We start from the raw sequence: 13,142 nt of genomic DNA on the forward strand, positions 1-13,142 counted from the left end.
GCGACCGTCGGACGGCGGGTGCGCCGGCGCCCGGGGCCGGTCGGGTCAGCCGCCGGTGCGCACCGGCAACCAGGCCAGCACGTCCTGGATCTTCGCGTCCCAGTACGCCCAGTCGTGCGCGCCGGGGGAGAAGTCCACGGTGAGCGGGACGCCGCGCTCGCGGGCCGCCGTGACGAAGGTGAGGTTGTCCTCGTACAGGAAGTCCTCGGTGCCGCAGGCGACGTAGAGCGCGGGCAGGTCGGCGCCCGCTGCCGCGTCGAGCAGGGCGACGGTGTCGTCGTCGGTGCCGGTCACCGTGCGCTCGCCGAAGACGGTGTGCCAGACGTCGGGGTCGAGGGGCGCGGTCGGATGGTGGCGGCGGTTGACCACGTCGAGCGCACCGGACAGGCTCGCCGCCGCGGCGAACCGGCCCGGGTCGCGCAGCGCCCACTTCAGCGCCCCGTAGCCGCCCATCGAGAGCCCGGCGACGAAGGTGTCCTCCCGCCGCGCCGAGAGCCGGAAGAACCCGTGGCACAGCCGGGGCAGCTCGTCGGTGAGGAAGGTCCAGTACCGGTTGCCGTGCTCCTCGTCGGTGTAGAAGCTGCGCCCGACCTGGGGCATCACCACGGCCAGGCCGAGCGGCGCCACGTACCGCTCGATCGAGGTGCGGCGCAGCCAGATCGTGTCGTCGTCGGACAGCCCGTGCAGCAGGTAGAGCACGGGCGGGTCGCCCTGCCCGGCGCTGCCGGACATGCCGATCTGCGTGGTGGTCTGCTGGGGCAGGATCACCGTCATCGAGGTGCTGAGACCGAGCACCTCGGAGTAGAAGTCGACACGCGTCAGGGCCACGGTCGTCGACCGTAGCGGATCGTCAGGTCCAGTACAGGACCCGGCAGGCCGGCAGCCGGGCGGCCAGCTCGCGTTCGAACCAGGTGCGCAGCTCGGCCATGGTGTCGCGCGGGTAGACGTACTTCACCGCGCCGAACCTGCCGTACTTGCGGCTGCGGGCGGACTCGTCCATCTCCAGCCTCGTGCGCGGGTACCAGCCGAGCAGCACCTCCTTGCTGCCCGGGGTGAACCGGTGGGTGATCAGCTCGGCGGTCAGGTCGAGCCCGGGCACCCCGGCGACGGCGTCCGCGACCGCGTCGAGCAGCTCGCCGTAGTGCTCCCGCCAGCCGGGCAGCGGCATGATCGGCGCGACGGTCAATCCCACGGGGTAGCCGTCGAGGGCGAGCCGGCGCAGCGCCGCCAGCCGGTGCGCGACCGTGGCGGTGCCGCCCTCCATCCGCTCGCTGACCGGGCGGCAGTTGACGCTGAACCGCACGCGGGTGCGGCCGGCGTGCGGCAACCCCACGAACGTGTCGACGTCGGCGTACTTGGTGGTCCAGCGCAGCTGCACCGGGGCGTCCCAGCCGGCGAAGTGCTCAACCGCCCGCCGCCAGCTGCCGGTGAGGTGCTCCAGGGCCAGCGGGTCGGTGTAGCAGGACGCCTCGAAGGTGGTGCCCTCGGCGGCCCGCCCGGCGTTGCGGCTGGTGACCGTGCCCCGCCCGGCGTAGCCGGCCAGGCCGGCGAGGATGTCGTCCAGGTCGGCGTACACCCGCGTCACCGGTGGCCCCGACAGCGAGCCGGCCAGGTAGCAGTACTGGCAGTGGGCCGGGCAGCCCTCCGCCAGGTCGAAGCGCCAGTCCGCGCTGGGCGCGATGGGTTGCAGCTTCCGGCGCGACGGCGGGCTGACCACGATCGCCATGGTCGCCTTCGCCCGCGCGTACGTCTTCCGCTCGGTGGCGCCGCGGACGCCGGTGAGCCGGTTGGCGCGCAGCCGCTCGACCTCGATGCCCAGGGCCTCGACCCGCCGGGCGATCCGTCGGCCGTGCGGGTGCTCCAGCGCGGCCGGCGTGGCGACCACCCGGCCCGGCGTCCACCGCCGCGCCGGCCGCGCCGCCGGCGCCAGCCCGGCCAGGTCGCGCGTCGGCACGCGCTCGCCGCTGGCGTCGTGCGGCGCGGGCGGTACGTCGACGGCCAGCGGCTCGTCGACGTCCACCGGCTCGGCCTCCGGCCTCATCCGCGCCGGTTACCCGCCCCGCGCGCCGGCAACCCCGGGGCGGTCAGCCGCGCGTCGGCGCCCCGTCCGGCGTGGGCGTGCCCCCACCGGGTCGCACCGCCGGCGCCAGGCGGGCGTCGAGGGCGTCGAGGTCGGGGACGAACCACACGTGGCCGGAGCGGTTCGACTCGTGGACGAGGGCGCGCAGGGCCGAACTGGCCGCGAGGTGCTCACCGATGTCGCCGACGACGACCAGGCGTAGCCGGTAGTTGACGAACTTCTGCATGATCTCGCCGGCGAAGCGGGTGCCGAGGGCGAAGAAGGAGGCGTCGAGCCGGCTCACCGGCACGGCCACCACCTGGGCGCCGAGGAAGGCCGAGCCGATCAGGTCCAGCGCGTCCTGCTCGGTGGTCACCGGCGGGCCGTCCGGGTCGCACACCAGCACCGGCACTCCGGCCCGCTCCTGGATGACGTCAGGCATCGCCGGCCTCCCCGGTGAGCAGGCCGTTGTCGCCGTCGAGCACGGCGTCGACCAGGTGCAGCACGTCGGCGGTGGCCGAGGCGCCGCCCAGGATCACGATCTTCATGCGGTTCCGCTCCTCGTCGTGGACGGTCTGGATGCGCAGCGGGTGCGCGGGGTGGTGGTGGGTGCTGTTCGCCGCGGCCAGGACGAGCGTGGCCAGCCGGTCGGCCGCGGCCCGGTCGACGCCGTCGATCTGCACGATGCTCGACACCTCCACCGCCGCACCGCCGGCGGGGCGGGCGGGTGCCGGCCGACCGGTCAGCGCGTCGAGGTCGGCGCGGGCGATCCGGTACTGCTTGCCGATCCGCACCGCCCTGAGCCGACCGTCGCGGATGTAGCCCCGCACGGTGCGCACGTGCAGGCCGAGCCGCTCGGCCACCTGCTCGACCGAGTACATTTCCTCACTCATCGTTCCCTAATCTAGTCAGAATAGGGAGCGATAGGGAAGCTGATGTGATGTTGGCGTCGTTTCCCGCCCGCGCCGACGACGGCCGCCGTCGCCGTCAGGGGCGCTCACGCAGGCGGGCCCGCACCGCGTCGACGTAGGTGTCCCGGGAGGTCGGGCCGCCGAAGCGCAGCCGGTCGTACGGGGTGAACGCCGGCGTCAGCGCGTCCAGTTCGTCGGCCAGCGCGGACAGCCGCAGCGCGGTGCCGTCGTCGGTCGGGTCGACGTCGAGATTCGCCAGCGCCGCCCGGATGGCCGCCACCAGTTCGTCCTTGCGCCGGATCGTGGCCGGGCCGACCGACCGCAGGCAGACGTACCGGCCGCTGAGATAGGCGTCCCACTCCGCGGCGCCGACGCCCTCGTCCGCCCAATGGCCGGTGAACCACGCCCGCAGCGCGTCCGTCCCGCCAGCCCGCTCGGCGAGCGCGAACAGGTCCACGGGCACCATCTCCGCGCCGTCGGAGCGCAGGTAACCCGGCAACGGAAGCCGCCGGTCGAGCATCAGCCGGCGTACGTCGTCCGCGTCGCACCCGTGTGCGGTGCACAGCTCGTCGAGCACCGCGAACTGGGCGCTCACGTACGCGTCGTCCGCCTCCGTCATCGAATGGTCGCCGTTGACCTGCCGGTACCGTTCGGCCACCTGCCGCTTGAGCTGCATCGGAACCCCCTCCTGTCCGCGTCGTCGGGGCGCAACGGTAGCGGCCGGACGGTTCGGTGTCGGCCGAACGGAACGTGGATATCCGTTGCGGTCACCGTCGCGGCCCGCCTACCGTCATCGGCGCAAGGTCAACCGAACGACCCCAGGGGAGTACGCCGTGTCGCAGCGCACCCGCACCGACGCCGTGTGGCCGACGCCGCACGGTGGTGCTTCGCTGCCCACGGGCACACCAGCCTGCGGGCGGCGCCGTCCCGGACACGGGCGGCAACGGGGGTGGCGGCGCGTCTAGCGCCCGCGCGTACGCGCAGCCGCCCACCCCACCGGGGCCGGGCGGCTTTTTCGTCCACCCGGTCGCCGTCCACCTCCCTGCCGGCCACGCCCCGGCGACGTGACCCGTTCCCAACTCCACAGTGGAAGCAACGATCCGGTCGCCCCGCCACGGGCCGACCGGGAGCACGACCGTCACCGGGACGAGGGAGCTGGCTGACCCGCTCGCCTTGGGCGCGAGAGACACGGGGTTCGATTCCCCGGTCCCGGACGGCAGGGCAGGGCGTTCGGCCCTGCCCTGACACGGGCCGTCGGAGCACCGGGAGGCTCACCCGGTGCCCGACCGGCCCACCGCTGCACCCGTCGGGCCCCGCCCGGCGGGCCGGCCGCGCGCTGGGCGCGGAGAGGCCGTGCAGGCCACTCCCTCCGGGTTCGATTCCCGGGCGGTCGTCGATGCCTTCCGGTCCCGCCCCATGGTGGCGACCAGCCGACGACACGAGGAGACGACGATGAGCTACACCCCGCTCGCGGGCACCCGCGCGCCGGTCCGGGTCTGGACCGACCCGTACGGCATCGAGCCGCAGGCCGCCCAGCAACTGCGCAACATCGGCGCGCTCCCGTGGGTGCAGGGCGTCGCTGTCATGCCCGACGTGCACTTCGGCAAGGGCGCCACGGTCGGCTCGGTCATCGCGATGCGGCAGGCCGTCTCGCCGGCGGCGGTCGGCGTCGACATCGGCTGCGGCATGTCCGCGGTGCGCACCTCGCTGACCGCCGCCGACCTCCCGGACGACCTGGCGGGGCTGCGCTCGGCGATCGAGGCCACGATCCCGGTCGGGTTCAACCAGCGGGAGAAGCCGGTCGACCCGCGCCGGGTCCGTGGCCTGGAGCAGGCCGGCTGGGACGACTTCTGGCGCCGGTTCGCCGACCTCGACCGGCGGGTGGCGCAGTTGGAGACGCGGGCCCAGCGGCAGATGGGCACGCTCGGCGGCGGCAACCACTTCATCGAGGTCTGCCTGGAGCAGGGCGGCGCCGACGAGGGACGGGTGTGGCTGATGCTGCACTCCGGCTCCCGCAACATCGGCAAGGAGCTGGCGGAGCGGCACATCGCGGTCGCCCGGCGGCTGCCGCACAACACCGACCTGCCCGACCGCGACCTCGCGGTGTTCCTCGCCGGCACGCCGGAGATGGACGCCTACCGCCGGGACCTGTGGTGGGCGCAGGAGTACGCGCGGCGCAACCGGGCGGTCATGCTCGCCCTGCTCTGCGGGGTGGTACGGGAGCAGTTCCCGCACGTCGGCTACGACGAGCCGATCAGCTGCCACCACAACTACGTGGCGGAGGAGAGCTACGACGGCGTCGACGTGCTGGTCACCCGCAAGGGGGCGATCCGGGCCGGTCGGGGGGACCTGGGCATCATCCCGGGATCGATGGGCACCGGCTCGTACGTCGTGCGGGGCAAGGGGAACCCGGACGCGTACTGCTCCGCCTCCCACGGGGCGGGACGGCGGATGTCGCGGGCGCAGGCGAAGCGGACGTACAGCACCGCCGACCTGGCCGCGCAGACCGCCGGCGTGGAGTGCCGCAAGGACGCCGGGGTGGTCGACGAGATCCCGGGGGCGTACAAGGACATCACCCAGGTGATGGCGCAGCAGGAGGACCTGGTCGAGGTGGTGGCGCACCTCAAGCAGGTGGTCTGCGTGAAGGGATGACCGCCGACCGGCGCCCGGGAGGGGAGGGCGCCGGTCGCACACCCCGAAGGCCCGTGGGATGCCGACCACGCCCGGTGGGGATCCCCCCGTCCGGGTCGGGCCGCGATCGATACCCGTAGAGTCTCGCCGTGATCGAGATCGACGTGCAGGTCGACCTGTTCCACCCGGCGGACCGGGTGTGGCACGCATTGACGGATCGCGCTCTGCTCGCCCGGTGGTTCACCGAGGTCGAGCCGATGGCCGGGTCGCGCGGCCGGCTGCTGCTGTTCACCGCCGGCCTGCCCGGGTTCGACGCCGCCGTCGACGCGGAGGTGACCGACCGGCGGGAGCCGGAGCTGATCGCGTTGCGGTGCCTCGAGGGCGGCCGGCGCAGCCGGCTGGCCTGTGCCGTCGCCCCCACCGCCGAGGGGTGCCGGCTGTCGGTCCGCGAGGTGCTGGAGCACGGCAGTTGGAGCGAGGAGCAGCGCGAGCATCGCGAGGAGTCCTACCAACAGGCGTTGACGGGACGCCTGCCGGCGATCCTCGACTGGCTGGCCTTCCGGCAGGTCGACCTGCGTCGGGGTGAGGCCGGGATGACCGCCGAGATGCCGGTGGCCGAGGTGGTCGGCGACGAGCCGGCACCGGCCGGCCGCCGCCGGCCGCTGCTGGTCGCGGGGCTGGCCGGCGTCGCGCTGGTCGCCGGGGCGGCGGTGTGGGCGGTCCTGCCCGCCGAGCCGGACCCGGTCGCCGGCCCGGTCGCGACGCCGTCGCCGACCGCCGCGGCCACGCCGAGTCGTACGCCGCGGGCGACCCCGTCGGCCCGCCCCACGCGCAGCGCCACGCCGACCCCGTCCCGCCCGAGCCGGACGCCGTCGGCGAGCCCCTCGACGACGCCCTCGCGTACGCCCACCTCGAACGCGCCGTCGGCCCCCGCCATGACCGCCCGCTACGAGACCGTGTCGACGCGGCTGCTCGGCTACACCGGTGAGGTGGTCGTCGACAATCCCGGCAGCACGGTGGTGAACGGCTGGGCGGTGGTCGTCACGCTGGCCGAGGGCGGCACTCTGACCGACGTCAGCGGGGCGGACTGGCGGCGGGACGGGCAGGTCGTCACCTTCACCGGGCCGCCCGTGCCGGCCGGTCGCTCGCGGACCTTCACGTTCGCCGTGCGCGACGTCGACCAGCTCACCAGGGCGCCCGAGGACTGCTCGCTGGGCGACGACCCGTGCGCGGGTCTCTGACGCCGTCGCGGGTGCCCGTGGCACCGGGCCCGCGCTGTTAGGATGGGCGCGAGTGATCGGGACAGGGAGACCAGACGTGGCGGGTGACGACGACATCTCCGGGTGACACCGGAAGTGCCCGGCCAGCGGCAGGCGTTCGACCGCCGCCGTGGCCGCGGGCCGTCGTTCCCGAACCCCGTCCCCAGGGCGCCCCGCGCGCCCACGTCACACCAAGGGTCTCCGCATGTCCGATGCGTTCATCATCTGTTCCCGCCTCTCCTTCTCCTGGCCGGACGACACCCCGGTCTTCGAGGGCCTGTCCTTCACCGTGGGCGCCGGCCGCACCGGCCTCGTCGCGCCGAACGGCGCCGGCAAGACCACGCTGCTCAAGCTGATCGCCGGCGAGCACCGGCCCACCGGCGGCTCCGTGACCGTCGACGGGCTGCTCGGCTACCTGCCGCAGAGCCTTCCGCTGGCCGGCGACCTGACCGTGGCCGAGGTCATGGGGATCGCGCCGGTGCTCGGGGCGCTGCACGCCATCGAGTCCGGGGACGCCGACGAGAAGCACTTCACCACGATCGGCAACGACTGGGACATCGAGGAACGCACCCGCGCCCAACTGGACCGGCTCGGCCTCGACGACGTCTCCCTCGGCCGGCCCCTGCACACCCTCAGCGGCGGTCAGGTCGTCTCCCTCGGCTTGGCGGCGCAACTGCTGCGGCGACCCGACGTCCTGCTCCTCGACGAGCCCACCAACAACCTGGACCTCGACGCCCGCCGCAAGCTGCACGCCGTGCTGGAGGACTGGAGCGGTTGCCTGCTGCTGGTCAGCCACGACCGGGCGCTGCTGGACCGGATGGACCGCATCCTCGAACTCGACCGGAGCGAGGTCCGCTCCTACGGCGGCAACTACACCGCGTACGAGGAGGCGGTGCGCGCCGAGCGGGAGGTCGCGGAGAAGAACGTCCGCCACGCCGAGCAGGAGGTCAAGCGGGAGAAGCGGGAGATGCAGCAGGCGCGCGAGCGGGCCGAGCGCCGGGCCGGCAACGCCGCCCGCAACCTGAAGAGCGCCGGCCTGCCGAAGATCTTCGCCGGCACGATGAAGCGGGGCGCCCAGGAGTCGGCGGGCCGGTCGAACGAGACGCACGCCGCGCGGGTCGGCGACGCCAAGGCCCGGCTCGACGAGGCGGGCCGGGCCCTGCGCGAGGAGCAGCGCATCACGCTGGAGTTGCCCGGCACCAACCTTCCGGCCGGTCGCACGGTCTTCCACGGCGAGGCGATGCAGGTCCGCTACGGCGAGCGTGCCCTGTTCGCCGGTGACGGCGTGGACCTCACGATCCGGGGGCCCGAGCGCATCGCGCTCACCGGCCCGAACGGCGCCGGCAAGTCCACCCTGCTGCGCCTGGTCAGCGGCGACGTGCAGCCGGAGGGCGGTCGGACCAGGCGGGCCGACGGCCGAATCGCGTACCTGTCCCAGCGGCTGGACCTGCTGGACCTCGACCGCACGGTGGCGGAGAGCCTGGCCGCGTACGCGCCCGCGATGCCGGAGGCGCAGCGGATGACCCTGCTCGCCCGCTTCCTGTTCCGGGGCTCCCGCGCCCACCTTCCGGTCGGGGCGCTCTCCGGCGGCGAGCGGCTCCGCGCCACCCTGGCCTGCGTGCTGTTCGCCGAACCGGCACCGCAGTTGCTCCTGCTCGACGAGCCGACCAACAACCTGGACCTGGTCAGCGTCGGCCAGTTGGAGAGCGCGCTCGACGCGTACGAGGGCGCGTTCGTCGTGATCAGCCACGACGAACGGTTCCTCGCGGCGATCGGCGTGGACCGCTGGCTGCGGCTCGCCGACGGCCGGCTGCGGGAGACCGGCGCCCCCGCCGGCGTCGCGTCGGAGTCGTGACCGGGGGACGTCAGCCGATGCGGTACTGGTCGCCGTAGACGGCGAACACCAGCGGCGTGTTCAGGTTGAAGTTGCCGTTGTTGAGGAAGACCCGCTGCGCGGTGTCCACGCGGGAGGTGTCCGAGTGGGCGGGTTCCTTCCTCATCTCGGCGACCCGCTCGTCGAGGAAGGCGTGCAGCCAGGTCCGCTCGTCGCCGCCCTGGGCCGGGGGCTTCGCCCGGGCCAGGGCGCGGCTGCGGATCGCGCGCATGCCCTCGTAACCGTGCATCACGGCCGCGTCGTAGTAGGCGAACTGCCCGAGCGCCCGTACCCCGTCGGCCTTGCCGTCGCGGACGGACGGGTTGAAGTAGACGCGGTCCCGCTCGGCCTCCTGCGCGGCCCGGAACACCGGGTCGGCGGCGGCGGTGCGCCAGTCGCGGGGGAAGTACGGGTCGAGGCCGGCGTGCGAGTCGCTGCCGTTGACGGCGCGCAGCGCCGGCAGGTAGCCGGCCAACACGTTGCCGGGCTTGGTCCGCGTGTACGCCTCCACCAGTTCGAGCATGTCGCCGGTGCCGGAGCAGAAGCCGATGATGCCGGCGGTGTAGCCCCGCCCGTCGCCGATGTCCTCGATGTAGGAGAACTGCGCGCGCCAGTCGAGCGAGGAGTTCTCCGCCGCCGACACGAGCTGCATGGCGACGTCCTTCTTGGCCGGGTCGTCGAGGGGAGCGCCGGCCGGGGCGGACGGGGTGGGCGTGGCGCCGCCGCCGGGCAGGGTCCACCGCTGGTTGGCGGTGCCGGCGCAGCTCCAGATCTGCAACCGGGCGCCGTTGGCCGTGCTCCAGTCCGTGACGTCGAGGCACTTGCCCGAGCCGGTGTTGACCAGCGTGCCGTTGCCGGCGGTCCACTTCTGTGCGCCGGTGCCGTTGCAGTCGTACAGCTGCACCTTGGCGCCGTCGGCGGTCGACGCGGCGGTGACGTCCAGGCACTTGCCGAGCGCGCGGACCGATCCGTCGGCGTTGCCGACCGTCCAGACCTGGGCCGCGGTGCCGTTGCAGTCCCAGAGCTGGATCGGCGTGCCGTTGGCCGGGTTGGCCCCGGCGACGTCGACGCACTTGCCGCCGAGGCCCGTGACCGGCCCGGCCGCCGCGGCGCTGGCCGAGGGCAGGCCGTAGCCGATCGCGGCGACGGTGACGGCGAGGGCCCCCGAGAGCTGGGCGACTGTCCGCTTGCGAGGCATGGCGCTCCTCGGGTGGGATGGCGGCGCGCCGCCTCGGTCGGTGGGCCCCGTGGGACGGCCGGACGGCCATCACGAGCTTCAGGAAACTGTATTAACAAATAGCAGCGCGTCGATTGGCTGTCAAACGTCGGGGCGGGTCACCCCTGGGTGGGTGGCGCGCGACGTGGCACGATGCGGGGGTGGACCCGAGCAGGGGAGGCAGCAGTGTCGATACCCGTCACCGAGTTGAGTGAGCTGCGGCGTCGCCTGTCGCGGGTGATCCTCGTCCATGTCGCGCTCTCGGTCGGGTTCGCGCTGCTCGCGGCGGGCGGCGTGTCGTCGCCCGCCGGGCGGGCGGGGCCGTTCGCCGTGCCGTGGCTGGTGATCGGGGCTGCCGGTGCGCTCGGTGCGTCGCTCATCGCCGCCGCCGCGTGGCGACTGCGCGCGGGCCTCACCTCCGGGCGGTCGCCGGGGAACCGGTGGGCCGTGCGGTGGGAGGCGTCGGCCCGCCTGGGCATGGCGCTCGCGGCGGCGGTGGCGCTTGCCGCCGGTGTCGCCGTGGCGCCGGCCGGCTCGGAGCGCGGATTCGTGATCGGGGTGGACGCGGCCCTCGCCGGCGCACTCGCGCTGTTCGCGTTGGCGGCCGGCGATGTCCGCCGGGCCGCCCGTTCGTCGGAGCGGACCGCCGCGTCGTCGGCCGGATGAGCGCCGGCGCCGGGGTCGATCCGCTCGGGGCGCCGCCCGGCCCGGTCGGCTGACGAGCGGGTGGCGCCGAGGGGACGGAGGCGGTCTTCCCGGCGGCCGGCACGCCGCTCGCGGCCGCGCGCCGATCCGGTCCGTGCGGCGCGCGGCGGTGTTGCCGGTATGACGATTCCGTTATGCCGCATATCGGCGACCCTCGCTCTAGCATTCACGTACATCGATGACTGGCGGTGGCACGCCGCCGGACAACCTCAGGGAGTGCGTGTATGTTCCGACGACAACTGCTGCACGCGGCGACCGCCGCGCTGGCGGCGGTGCTGGCCGCAACCGGAATGCAGGTCGCCACCGGCACGAGCGCGTCCGCCGCCGACCCGGGCGCGTCCGCCGCCCGGACCGTCTACTACGACGCGAGCCGCGCCGGCGAGTTCCGCACCAACTTCGACCAGGCCGCCGCCATCTGGAACAGCCAGGTCAGCAACGTCCAGCTGGTCGCCCGTACGCCGGGCAACGTCACCATCTACGTCGACAGCGGCTGGCCGCGCGCCCAGGTCACCAGCCTCGGCGCCGGGCGGGTCTGGATGGGCTGGACCGCCGTCAACCAGGGGTACAACCGCACCCGCATCGCCACCCACGAGCTCGGCCACATCCTCGGCCTGCCCGACCGGCGTACCGGGCTCTGCTCCGACCTGATGTCGGGCAGCAGCGCGCCGGTCTCCTGCACCAACGCGTACCCGAGCGCCGCCGAGGCGTCGCGGGTGAACCAGCTCTTCGCCGGTGGTCTCGCCGCCGCGGAGGCGCCCACCGGCACCTTCACGTGGAACGACACCGACGACATCTCGCCGCAGGTGGTCAACGGCCGGCCGGCGAGCGAGAACTACCCGTGGATGGTGTACGTCTCCGGCTGCACCGGCACCCTGATCAAGGCCAACTGGGCGGTCACCGCCAAGCACTGCGGCACGCCCTCCTCGGTGCGGGTCGGCAGCATCAACCGCACCAGCGGCGGCACCGTCGTCTCGGTGATCCGGGCGGTCAGCCACCCGAGCGTCGACGTGAAGCTGCTCCAGCTCGGCAGCTCGGTCAGCTACGCCCCGGCGCCGATCCCGAGCACCTCCGGCGCGGTCGGCACCGCCACCCGGATCATCGGCTGGGGTCAGACCTGTGCCCCCCGGGGCTGCGGCAGCGCCCCCACCGTCGCGCACGAGCTGGACACCTCGATCGTCGCGGACAGCCGCTGCCTCGGCATCAACGGCCCGTACGAGATCTGCACCAACAACACCAACGGCAACGCGGGCGCCTGCTACGGCGACTCGGGCGGCCCGCAGGTGCGCCGGATCAACGGGGCGTGGGCCCTGATCGGCGCCACCAGCCGGGCCGGCAACAACAACTCCACCTGCGCCACCGGCCCGTCCATCTACGTGGACCTGCCGTCCATCCGCACCTGGATCAACACCCAGGTCGGCGGCCTGCCGGTCTGACCCCACCCCGGTACGGGGGACGCCGCGTGCGGCGTCCCCCGTGCGTCGTCGCCCCGGCCGTGCCGCCGGGGCGTCACGCGGCGAGCACCCGGAGTGCGGTACGGTGCCTGGCACATCGACCCCTTCCGAGGTGAACCATGCGTGTCGCGGCCGCGCTCGCCCTGACCCTGGCGCTCGCTCCCGCGCCGATGCCGACGGCCTCCGGCGGGCCGGTCGGTGACCTGCTCGACGGAGTCGGGCGGGTCGTCGACGACCTGCTCCAGGGGGGCGGCAAGGCCACCCCGGGCACCTCCCCGACACCCGCGCCGTCCAGCTCGGCGGCCCCCGCCCCGTCCCCGGCCGGCCCGGCGGCACCAGGCCGGTCCGCGCCCGCGCCCAGCCCCGGGGACGCGTCCGCGCCCGCACCCGCCGGCGACCGGCCTGCCGGGCGACCGGCCGAACGCGAGGCCGACGCGCCGCCCGGGCGGGCCCCCGTCTCCGAGGCTCCCTCGACGGTCGCGGCCCCACCGCGCGAGGACGACGGGGGATCGGACCGGTGGCTGGTCTACGGCCTGGTGCTGGCTGGATTGGCGGTGCCGGTGCTGTTCGTCCTGCACCGGCGGCGCCGGCCCGCCGCCGCGGCTACCGGCCCGGCCGGCCCGGCCGGCCCACCGGTCCCCGCCCCCGTCACCGCCCCCGACCCCGATCCGGACGACGAACCCGTGGTCGACAACGTGACCCACCTGCCCACCGAACTGAACGCGATCTACGAACTCGGCCGGCTCGACGAGCGGCTCAGTCAGGAGCGCAACCGCCGGTCCTGAGCGGGGCGGGCGGCAGGGGCGGGCCAGCCCCGGGCATGACGAAAGGGCCGGACCCTGTGCGGGGTCCGGCCCTTGTCGTCTTCGTGTGGGTGTTGTCGTCGGTCAGGCGGTGTAGCCGCGGGTGGCGATCCAGTCGGCCAGGTTGTCGACGCTCATCCGGTAGGAGGCCTGGTCGGGGTTGGCCGAGTCGGCGATCGTCACGGTGTTGCCGTTGTCGCGGTAGCCGACGACGCTGATGTAGTGCCCGCCCTC

12 protein-coding genes, 1 tRNA gene and 1 pseudogene are annotated in these 13,142 nt (G+C 74.2%); 7 read left to right on the forward strand and 7 right to left on the reverse strand.

The genetic code is table 11. From position 1 onward, the window contains the following. Nucleotides 1–45 precede the first annotated feature (45 nt). The 5 genes from ACLQ22_RS16405 to ACLQ22_RS16425 form a co-directional block, all read right to left on the reverse strand. Nucleotides 46–828 carry an alpha/beta hydrolase gene (locus ACLQ22_RS16405; protein WP_425693036.1) on the reverse strand — a complete coding sequence of 261 codons (783 nt, stop codon included), beginning with the start codon at nucleotides 826–828 and terminating at the stop codon, nucleotides 46–48. A gap of 22 nt (nucleotides 829–850) precedes the next feature. Then, nucleotides 851–2,041 carry a spore photoproduct lyase family protein gene (locus tag ACLQ22_RS16410; protein WP_425693037.1) on the reverse strand — a complete coding sequence of 397 codons (1,191 nt, stop codon included), beginning with the start codon at nucleotides 2,039–2,041 and terminating at the stop codon, nucleotides 851–853. 43 nt (nucleotides 2,042–2,084) lie between these two features. Then, on the reverse strand, nucleotides 2,085–2,501 hold the full coding sequence (locus ACLQ22_RS16415; RefSeq protein ID WP_425693038.1) for a DUF4180 domain-containing protein: 417 nt from the start codon (nucleotides 2,499–2,501) through the stop codon (nucleotides 2,085–2,087). Beyond that, complete coding sequence (locus ACLQ22_RS16420; protein ID WP_425693039.1) at nucleotides 2,494–2,952, reverse strand: helix-turn-helix domain-containing protein; 459 nt, start codon at nucleotides 2,950–2,952, stop codon at nucleotides 2,494–2,496. The genes ACLQ22_RS16415 and ACLQ22_RS16420 overlap by 8 nt, the downstream gene beginning before the upstream one ends. 94 nt (nucleotides 2,953–3,046) lie before the next feature. Then, on the reverse strand, nucleotides 3,047–3,646 hold the full coding sequence (locus ACLQ22_RS16425) for a DUF6058 family natural product biosynthesis protein (protein ID WP_425693040.1): 600 nt from the start codon (nucleotides 3,644–3,646) through the stop codon (nucleotides 3,047–3,049). Between the two features lie 465 nt (nucleotides 3,647–4,111). Here ACLQ22_RS16425 and ACLQ22_RS16430 point away from each other — a divergent pair. From ACLQ22_RS16430 to abc-f, 4 genes are all read left to right on the forward strand, one after another. Continuing rightward, nucleotides 4,112–4,184: transfer RNA gene (locus ACLQ22_RS16430), tRNA-Pro, on the forward strand. Nucleotides 4,185–4,422: 238 nt separating this feature from the next. Beyond that, a complete protein-coding gene (locus ACLQ22_RS16435; protein WP_366643347.1) occupies nucleotides 4,423–5,622 on the forward strand; it encodes an RtcB family protein in 1,200 nt (399 codons plus the stop codon). Nucleotides 5,623–5,750: 128 nt separating this feature from the next. Continuing rightward, on the forward strand, nucleotides 5,751–6,842 hold the full coding sequence (locus ACLQ22_RS16440) for an SRPBCC family protein (RefSeq protein WP_425693041.1): 1,092 nt from the start codon (nucleotides 5,751–5,753) through the stop codon (nucleotides 6,840–6,842). Nucleotides 6,843–7,065: 223 nt separating this feature from the next. After that, nucleotides 7,066–8,715, forward strand: a complete 1,650-nt coding sequence (gene abc-f, locus ACLQ22_RS16445; RefSeq protein WP_425693042.1) for a ribosomal protection-like ABC-F family protein — start codon at nucleotides 7,066–7,068, stop codon at nucleotides 8,713–8,715. Between the two features lie 10 nt (nucleotides 8,716–8,725). On the opposite strand, the gene ACLQ22_RS16450 is transcribed toward abc-f, so the two are convergent. Further along, nucleotides 8,726–9,931 carry a chitosanase gene (locus tag ACLQ22_RS16450; protein WP_425693043.1) on the reverse strand — a complete coding sequence of 402 codons (1,206 nt, stop codon included), beginning with the start codon at nucleotides 9,929–9,931 and terminating at the stop codon, nucleotides 8,726–8,728. Between the two features lie 204 nt (nucleotides 9,932–10,135). Between ACLQ22_RS16450 and ACLQ22_RS16455 the strand changes: the two genes are divergently transcribed. From ACLQ22_RS16455 to ACLQ22_RS16465, 3 genes are all read left to right on the forward strand, one after another. Beyond that, nucleotides 10,136–10,615, forward strand: a complete 480-nt coding sequence (locus ACLQ22_RS16455; RefSeq protein WP_425693044.1) for a hypothetical protein — start codon at nucleotides 10,136–10,138, stop codon at nucleotides 10,613–10,615. Between the two features lie 329 nt (nucleotides 10,616–10,944). Then, nucleotides 10,945–12,087, forward strand: coding sequence for a snapalysin family zinc-dependent metalloprotease (locus ACLQ22_RS16460; protein WP_425693061.1), 1,143 nt, complete (start codon nucleotides 10,945–10,947; stop codon nucleotides 12,085–12,087). Between the two features lie 137 nt (nucleotides 12,088–12,224). After that, nucleotides 12,225–12,890: a hypothetical protein gene (locus ACLQ22_RS16465; protein ID WP_425693045.1), complete on the forward strand. Its 666-nt coding sequence runs from the start codon at nucleotides 12,225–12,227 to the stop codon at nucleotides 12,888–12,890. 102 nt (nucleotides 12,891–12,992) lie between these two features. On the opposite strand, the pseudogene ACLQ22_RS16470 reads toward ACLQ22_RS16465, so the two are convergent. Beyond that, a pseudogene (locus ACLQ22_RS16470) lies at nucleotides 12,993–13,142 on the reverse strand (C39 family peptidase); the annotation flags it as partial.

Source organism: Micromonospora sp. DT178, assembly GCF_049841695.1.
Classification (GTDB): domain Bacteria; phylum Actinomycetota; class Actinomycetes; order Mycobacteriales; family Micromonosporaceae; genus Micromonospora.

Coding starts and splice junctions, on each gene's coding strand:
- ACLQ22_RS16435 (WP_366643347.1), top strand. CDS start 4,423: ATGAGCTACACCCCGCTCGCGGGCACCCGCGCGCCGGTCCGGGTCTGG.
- ACLQ22_RS16460 (WP_425693061.1), top strand. CDS start 10,945: ATGCAGGTCGCCACCGGCACGAGCGCGTCCGCCGCCGACCCGGGCGCG.
- ACLQ22_RS16410 (WP_425693037.1), bottom strand. CDS start 2,041: ATGAGGCCGGAGGCCGAGCCGGTGGACGTCGACGAGCCGCTGGCCGTC.
- ACLQ22_RS16465 (WP_425693045.1), top strand. CDS start 12,225: ATGCGTGTCGCGGCCGCGCTCGCCCTGACCCTGGCGCTCGCTCCCGCG.
- ACLQ22_RS16420 (WP_425693039.1), bottom strand. CDS start 2,952: ATGAGTGAGGAAATGTACTCGGTCGAGCAGGTGGCCGAGCGGCTCGGC.
- abc-f (WP_425693042.1), top strand. CDS start 7,066: ATGTCCGATGCGTTCATCATCTGTTCCCGCCTCTCCTTCTCCTGGCCG.
- ACLQ22_RS16450 (WP_425693043.1), bottom strand. CDS start 9,931: ATGCCTCGCAAGCGGACAGTCGCCCAGCTCTCGGGGGCCCTCGCCGTC.
- ACLQ22_RS16425 (WP_425693040.1), bottom strand. CDS start 3,646: ATGCAGCTCAAGCGGCAGGTGGCCGAACGGTACCGGCAGGTCAACGGC.
- ACLQ22_RS16415 (WP_425693038.1), bottom strand. CDS start 2,501: ATGCCTGACGTCATCCAGGAGCGGGCCGGAGTGCCGGTGCTGGTGTGC.